Origin of the sequence: Anoxybacillus sp. CHMUD (assembly GCF_013096965.1) — a bacterium.
Classification (GTDB): Bacteria; Bacillota; Bacilli; order Bacillales; family Anoxybacillaceae; genus Anoxybacillus; species Anoxybacillus kestanbolensis_A.
This window is the reverse complement of sequence record NZ_SDLG01000035.1, coordinates 1-7307: the sequence shown is the minus strand read 5'-3', so window position 1 is coordinate 7307 and position 7307 is coordinate 1. Positions and strand designations below refer to the sequence as shown.

Genomic DNA, 7307 nt, shown 5'->3' with positions numbered 1-7307 from the left:
AAGGCAAGGACGGAAAGCGTATCGCACAAGGAATAAATTATAGATATGTCCAAGTCATTCAGCGATTTGACGGATATGCTTATGGAAAGGGGGTGGCGGAACTTGCGTAAGGTGCAATTCCTCCCCGACTTTCGCTCTCGCTTAGAAGTCGGGGTCTCCTCGCCAAAGATGATGAAATCACATTAGAAAATATGGAAAAGCAAACAAAAGCAAAAATGAAACGTCATTCTGAAGTGATAAATGATGCTATCGAGGAAAATGACCACTCGGAAATGCAATATCATTTAGCAAGATTAGGGAAAGCGCTTGGTTATGATGTATGGATTGCTCAAAATGATCATAAGAGAGAGTGGAATAATCAAAAGTTAGGGGAATTTTCCTTAAAACGCTTAAATTTGCCCAATATCTCTCAGTCAATAAAGGAAACCATTGCTCTCATTGATGTCATTTGGTTGGACAAAAAAGAAAGAATTGTTGGTGCATTTGAGGTTGAAAAAAGTACATCTATCTATTCTGGGATTTTAAGACTCTATGACTTGGCTTTAACTATGAGTGAAAATCAAACTAAGTTTTATTTAGTTGCTCCGGATAAACGCGAGAAAGAAATTAAAGCACAACTTTTAAGGCCGTCCATTCGACATTCAAATGCCTGTCAAATTTCTTACATTTTATTTTCTGAACTCCGATGTGATTGTGATGCGATGTGCAAATTTGGGACTGACATAGGTGTTTTAGACAAAATTTCAAGAAATGTTGGATAAGTATCTAAATGTTTCACTCGGTTGGATAAAAATCAGTTACGTTTCATTGGTTACTGGTCAACAAGAAGCATGAAGCGAAACGACAGTCCACTATGGAGCCGTGTGCGGCGTCGACAAATCAAAACCGTGATGAAAACAATCATCTTTTTTACAGTTAAATGCGTTCATCAGGATTCAGGTGTCACCTAATTTTCTGAATTTCTCCATAGAATCTACATATTTTATTTTTAACATGATCATATAAAGAAAGAAAATTTGTTCACGGAGGGGAATTTATGAAGGGGAATAAACATATTTCTAGCACCCATAACAAAAATCATCACCATGACCACCATCATCATGATCATGGTCATCATCACGCTCACCATCAAGAGAAACATTCATGTCATCACGAATCCAACACTTTCAGTTCTAGCTCGATACACTCGGATACCTCACATCAAACAGAAGAGAGAGAAAAACACGAAGATGATGAACAATTGTATCGAAAACTAATGAAAAAATGGTGGTTTGCCGGAATATTGTCGGTTCCTATTATATTGGTATCTTATCCAGATTTTTTTCCAATCATAAGAAATTTGTTGCCTATGGGAAGCAGTCAACTCTGGTTTAGCAGACTGCTCATGGCAGTAGTAGCCTTAATTGTGATGATTTATAGCGGAAGCCAGTTTTTCATTGGGGCATGGGAAGGATTAAAACAACGTTCAGCCAATATGCATACACTGATTGCCATCGGGATCAGTGCGGCATGGATTTATTCGGTTGTCGCCTTGCTTTGGCCGGACTTATTTCCAGATCCATCGATGGCGGAAGTGTATTACGATGTTTCAACGGTTGTCACGGCGTTAGTTGTATTAGGAATGGCGATGGAAGAAAAAGCGAAGGGCAAATCATCTGAAGCGATTAGAAGACTCATTGGTTTACAACCTAAGACGGCTCGGGTGTTAAGAGAAGGAGTCGAAACAGAAATTCCTATATCGCAAATTCAGATCGGGGATATCGTTGTTGTACGGCCCGGTGAAAAGATACCAGTGGACGGGATAATTCTTGACGGAAGTTCAACTGTTGATGAATCGATGTTGACCGGCGAATCGTTGCCTGTACAGAAAGTTCAAGGAGACGAAGTATTTGGCGGCACGATGAATAAAACAGGGAGCTTTACATTTCAGGTGACAAAGTCACCGGATGATACCGCATTATCTAATATCATCAACATGGTGAAGCAAGCTCAAGCCTCCCGTATCCCTGTTCAACGAATTGTTGATAAAGTTTCTGAGATTTTTACTCCGAGTGTAATCATTTTAGCTATCATTGGGTACTTAATTTGGTTTAATTTCGGTCCTTCACCTTCAAGTATGTATGCTCTAATTGTTTTAGTGACGACGCTCATTATTGCCTGTCCTTGTGCATTAGGAATGGCCACTCCTATGTCTTTAACAACCGGGATAGGCAAAGGAGCGGAAAACGGGATTCTCATCCGTTCCGGCGAAGCGCTGCAAATCGCCCAGAAATTAACGACCATCGTTTTAGATAAGACGGGGACGATCACCATGGGCAAACCTTCATTAACCGATGTGATCGCCGTTGGTTCCCTCAAAGAAAAAGAATTAATTTATTTCGCAGCAACGCTCGAACAAGGATCGGAACATCCGTTAGCAGGCGCAATACTTGAAGCAGCTAAAGAGAAAAATATATTGCTGGGAAAAACCGAGAATTTTGAAGCTATACCGGGGCATGGCGTGCAAGGATGGATTGATGGCCACCATGTTCTATTCGGAAACTTAAAACTCATGAAGAAAGGCAACATTGCAACAGAAGCCTATATACAACATGCCGAAAGATTGGCGGACGAAGGAAAAACACCTATGTTTTTGGCGGTTGATGGAAAACCGGAAGGAGTCATCTCCGTAGCGGATGCGGTGAAACAAGATTCTTTAGAGGCAATTACGGCAATGAAAAACATCGGATTAGAGGTGATCATGGTTACGGGGGATAATGAGCGAACGGCGCGTGCAATCGCGAAAAAAGTAGGGATTACCAATGTCATCTCCGATGTGCTTCCGCAGAATAAAGCAGAAATTGTCCGGAAACTGCAAGCAGATGGAAAAAAAGTAGCGATGGTGGGAGACGGAATCAATGATGCCCCGGCACTTACGCAGGCAGATATTGGAATGGCAATCGGAACCGGTACGGATGTAGCGATTGAAGCGAGTGATATTACCCTTGTTAAAGGAAGTTTAAAATCGGTAGTGCAGGCGATTCAAATTAGTCGGGCAACGATGAGAAATGTATATCAAAATTTAATTGGTGCGTTCATTTATAATGTACTAGGCATCCCAATCGCTCTTGGTGTGCTCTATCCATTGACCGGTTCATTATTGTCTCCGCTTGTAGCCGCAGCGGCAATGGCGTTTAGCTCTGTTACAGTTGTGGCAAACGCCAATCGCCTGAAACGTTTTAAACCAAAGGAGGTATGATTGATGGATATGACTCAAATAATCGTTAATGTGAGTGGGCTGCTCCTTATTGTTTTCGTTGCTTGGTTTTTCTGGGGGCCTAAAAAGGGCGGATACAAAGCTACCTTCACCCCATCTGGATATCAAGAAGCAGAAATAATCGTCAAAGGTGGCTATACTCCACACATTGTTATAGTAAAAAAAGGAAAGCCGGTGAAGTTTCAATTTATTCGCAAAGAGGAAAACTCTTGTTCGGAAATGGTTGTATTTCCTGAATTCAATAAAAGTGCGGCTCTCCCTGTTGGGGAAAAGGTGACGGTTGAATTTCTGCCAAAAGAAAGCGGAGAATATTCGTTTCAATGTCAAATGGGGATGTATCGCGGGAAAGTAGTTGTTCAGGATTAAAAGATGACATAGTGGTTTTTTCACAAAAGCTGTAAACTAAGCGGAAGAGGAGAGAGACGGAATGAATTGGGCTAATCTTTTAATATTGTTACTATGTCCTTTAATGATGCTATTTTGTATGAGAGGACATAAGCATCATAAACATCATGATCATCATTCTTCTGATCATCATTCCATCAAGGAATTACAGGATCAGATTACAAAATTACAGACAGACAATGAACGATTAAAGGAACAATTAAAAAGTAGATGAGTGGTGAGAAGTGTGTACTAAAAGTGCTCGCTTTTAGTACACACTTGGCTTTTATGTTATATTATTATTAAGTTTTACATACAACTAAGTGGAATAGCATACAAAAATATGTTGGAGAAAGGTGGTTGATGAAAGTGTTTCATTATACGGTTGAAGTACAAAAGGAAATGAATGAAACGATGGAAATATTGGAGGAGAGTTTAAAAAGAGAAGGATTCGGAGTTTTGTGGAAATTTAGCGTCACGGAAAAGCTTCAAGAAAAAGGATTCGATTTTCAAACACCGTTTGTGATTTTGGAAGTATGCAATCCTCAAGAGGCAGCGCGTGTACTTTCTGAAAATTTATTGGCAGGTTATTTTTTGCCATGCAAAATCGTGGTGTATAAAGAAAATGAAACGACAAAAATTGGGATGCCAAAACCAACCATGTTGATCAGCATGATGAATAATGAACAATTGGAACACTTAGCCGAGAATATTGAAAAAAGATTGATATCCTGCATCAATGAGTGTAAATAAAATAAAGTGAAAATCACATTGTTTTTTGATAAAAAACCTTTTATTATGGAATTTGGGAAAAGTTTAAAAGTAATAACAAATGGGGATAAATACAATAAAGAAAAGATTCTTTCAAGGAGGATTACACATGATCAGTAAATTACTTAGGGGAGCGCTAGTAGCTGTGCTATCTGTCTTTATCATTACCGGATGTAACAATCAAAACAATGACCATAATCAGATGGATCATGATTCGAAAGAAATGGATCATGCAAATATGGATATGTCCTCCAATGATAAAGACAAAGATAACAAAACAAATGAAATGGAGTTCGCGAAGCCACCGAGTTCTTTCAACCGTTTAGCAAGCCAAAACATCATGATAACAGCGACGAAAAACGTTACTCGTATCAACACGGATGATCCTATTGAGTTATCCGTCATGGTTTCACAAACGGTTTGGCCTGCCACCCATAAAGAAAACCAGCCCGGCGGAATTATTTTAGTGCCCGTTGAAAGTTGGCAAATCGCATTGGCAAGTGTAGACTTAATTCATCATCCGAACAACGGCCCTGTTTTATTTACAAAAGATCAAAAAATACCAGATGCCGTCTTAAAGGAAATAAACCGCCTTCAGCCTTTAGGCACAGCTGACGGTACGCAAATTATGGTGATGGGAAATCTTAGGAAAAGTGAACTAGATAAATTAAAGAATTTTAAGCTGAAACAAATTAGTGAAACAGATCCGGCTGCGTTTGCGAAAGAAATTGACCGATTTTACAGCGACATTGCCGGTAAGACTCCACAAAGTGTGATTATTGGTTCTTTGGAAGATAAGGCAAAATTGTACACTCTTATAGCTGCCAATTGGATTGCCCACATGGAAGAACCGTTACTGTACGTCTCTTCGAATGAAATTCCACAGCCAACAAAAGAGGCGTTACAGCAAAGAAAAGGAAAAGCAAATATATATCTTTTAGGTCCCGAATCAGTAATCTCTAAAGAAGTGGAAAACGAACTAAAATCATTTGGCACTGTTGTCCGAATCGCAGGCGATACACCGGTGCAACAATCCGTTTCTTTTGCTACCTACAAAGATGAAAAAACGAAGTTTGGTTGGGGGCTAAATAATCCGGGGCATGGCGTATCATTTATTTCAACGAAAACCCCTGAATTAGCGATTGCAGCTGCACCGTTTTCCCATCTAGGAAAGCACGCACCTTTAATATGGCTAGAGAATGGAGCATTAACGACGGATGTATATGAATTTTTAGCTCGTTTAAAACCAACTTTTACTGTTGAGCCAACAGAGGGACCGTATAACCATGCATTTTTATCTGGCACATTCCGCTCCATCCCTTATCAAACGCAAGGAATTATTGACGAAAAGCTCGAAATTGTTCCGGCAACCGGAGAAGGACATGCAGGGCATTAGAAGCACGTAAATCTATATACGCAAAACAGCTTGCAAGCCGAGCAAGCTGTTTTTTTTATTTTTGAAACTTGTGGTGTTAATATGATGATGCAAACATATGGCATTCAACTAACATCAAAGGTTCTTGAATTATTCGCATATCATCACATACAACTTCTACAAGCTAATTTGTAATGATTCATGTTGTTTAAGAAACATGTAAGCAACAAAGTATGATTATGATGACAGAGCCATTAGGCCATTAGAAATTCTAATCGATTTTTGAAAATATCTAATTACTAATGATAATTCGTGACAAAAATTTGTAAATGTTTATGAACACTTTCTCCATACTTTTCCTTTATTCTAAAACCAGAAAAGGATGGAGGTGTTGAAAAAATGAAAAAATTTATTTCAGGTTTGTTCGTCCTTGTTTCAGCTTTTGTATTAGCTACAGCTGTTTTTGCAGCAAATAAAAATGATAATAATGATTGGAAAGAAATGTTGCCAATGATGAAACAAATGCATCCAAATTTATCAGAGGAACAATTACAAAAAATGTATGAACAGTGTCGAAATACTAAAAATATGGATCAAATGATGGAACATATGATGAATAATAGCAAAACGAATCAACAAATGATGAAACAAGGATATATGATGTAAAGATCAGTTATTGAAACACTGTAGGCTTAAAACTACAGTGTTTTTTTCGTCCGCCTATTGTTGTATGATATTTGCAAGGCAATATTCGTGTGTATTTTTCACTGTAAAATCCATCGATTCTGCAAATTTATGTTGTAAAATAAAAAGCGCTCTACATAAAAGCAATAATGAGCTCTTATAAGGAAGGGACAAAAGTGCGAAAAATTTCGTTTAAGTTAGGGCTATTATTTTTTGTCTTTGTGTTAGGAATCGAAACGGTTTTATTTGCGTCGTTATATGTGACACTCGTTAACGCTAGAATTAATGAAGAATTTGAGCAGCTGTTAGCGAGAGGGAACAATCACCGTGATGTATTGGAAAAAAGCTATCACCCTTCTACGTTAGAACATGTCGTCATGATGGAGTCTGAAGCGGAGACGGATGTTGTCATTACAGATTCAAAAGGGAATATTTTGTATTTTTCCGATCACATTTTGCCGTTTGCCAAAAAAATCATTCTGTATGCCGATGTCCGCCACATTCCACATAGCGGAATGGTCGTGCAAAGCAACTGGAAAAATGAATCGTATATCGCCACCGCCAGCCCGATTCGGATGGACGGCAAAACAAAAGGATATGTCTATATGTTTCAGCGGACGGCTTCCATTCAAACTATGATTGCGAAATTAAAACACCATTTTCTCGTTGTCGGCATTCTTTCCGTCTTTTTGACGATTTTGACGATTTTTTTCTTATCAAGAGCCATTACGATTCCGCTCATTCGTATGAAGCGAGCGACTGAAAAGCTAAGCAAGGGCGATTTCTCCGTTCGTCTGCAAGTAAAAGGAAAAGACGAGCTAGCACAGCTAGGTAAAG

8 protein-coding genes are annotated in these 7307 nt (G+C 38.9%); all 8 read left to right on the top strand.

Annotated features, from left to right (window positions below; translation table 11 throughout):
• Positions 1 to 191 precede the first annotated feature (191 nt).
• Positions 192 to 761, top strand: coding sequence for a hypothetical protein (locus ETB99_RS14220; protein ID WP_084703110.1), 570 nt, complete (start codon positions 192 to 194; stop codon positions 759 to 761).
• A gap of 275 nt (positions 762 to 1036) precedes the next feature.
• Positions 1037 to 3238, top strand: coding sequence for a copper-translocating P-type ATPase (locus ETB99_RS14215; RefSeq protein WP_253263652.1), 2202 nt, complete (start codon positions 1037 to 1039; stop codon positions 3236 to 3238).
• A gap of 3 nt (positions 3239 to 3241) precedes the next feature.
• Positions 3242 to 3622 carry a cupredoxin domain-containing protein gene (locus ETB99_RS14210; protein WP_035021207.1) on the top strand — a complete coding sequence of 127 codons (381 nt, stop codon included), beginning with the start codon at positions 3242 to 3244 and terminating at the stop codon, positions 3620 to 3622.
• Positions 3623 to 3683: 61 nt separating this feature from the next.
• Complete coding sequence (locus tag ETB99_RS14205) at positions 3684 to 3875, top strand: DUF2933 domain-containing protein (protein ID WP_035021201.1); 192 nt, start codon at positions 3684 to 3686, stop codon at positions 3873 to 3875.
• Between the two features lie 134 nt (positions 3876 to 4009).
• Positions 4010 to 4393, top strand: coding sequence for a DUF302 domain-containing protein (locus ETB99_RS14200; protein ID WP_129000934.1), 384 nt, complete (start codon positions 4010 to 4012; stop codon positions 4391 to 4393).
• Positions 4394 to 4523: 130 nt separating this feature from the next.
• A complete protein-coding gene (locus ETB99_RS14195; protein ID WP_375153724.1) occupies positions 4524 to 5807 on the top strand; it encodes a cell wall-binding repeat-containing protein in 1284 nt (427 codons plus the stop codon).
• 378 nt (positions 5808 to 6185) lie between these two features.
• Positions 6186 to 6452 carry a hypothetical protein gene (locus tag ETB99_RS14190; RefSeq protein WP_171700897.1) on the top strand — a complete coding sequence of 89 codons (267 nt, stop codon included), beginning with the start codon at positions 6186 to 6188 and terminating at the stop codon, positions 6450 to 6452.
• 194 nt (positions 6453 to 6646) lie between these two features.
• A partial coding sequence (locus ETB99_RS14185; protein ID WP_171700896.1) for a HAMP domain-containing protein occupies positions 6647 to 7307 on the top strand: 661 nt, incomplete at its 3' end.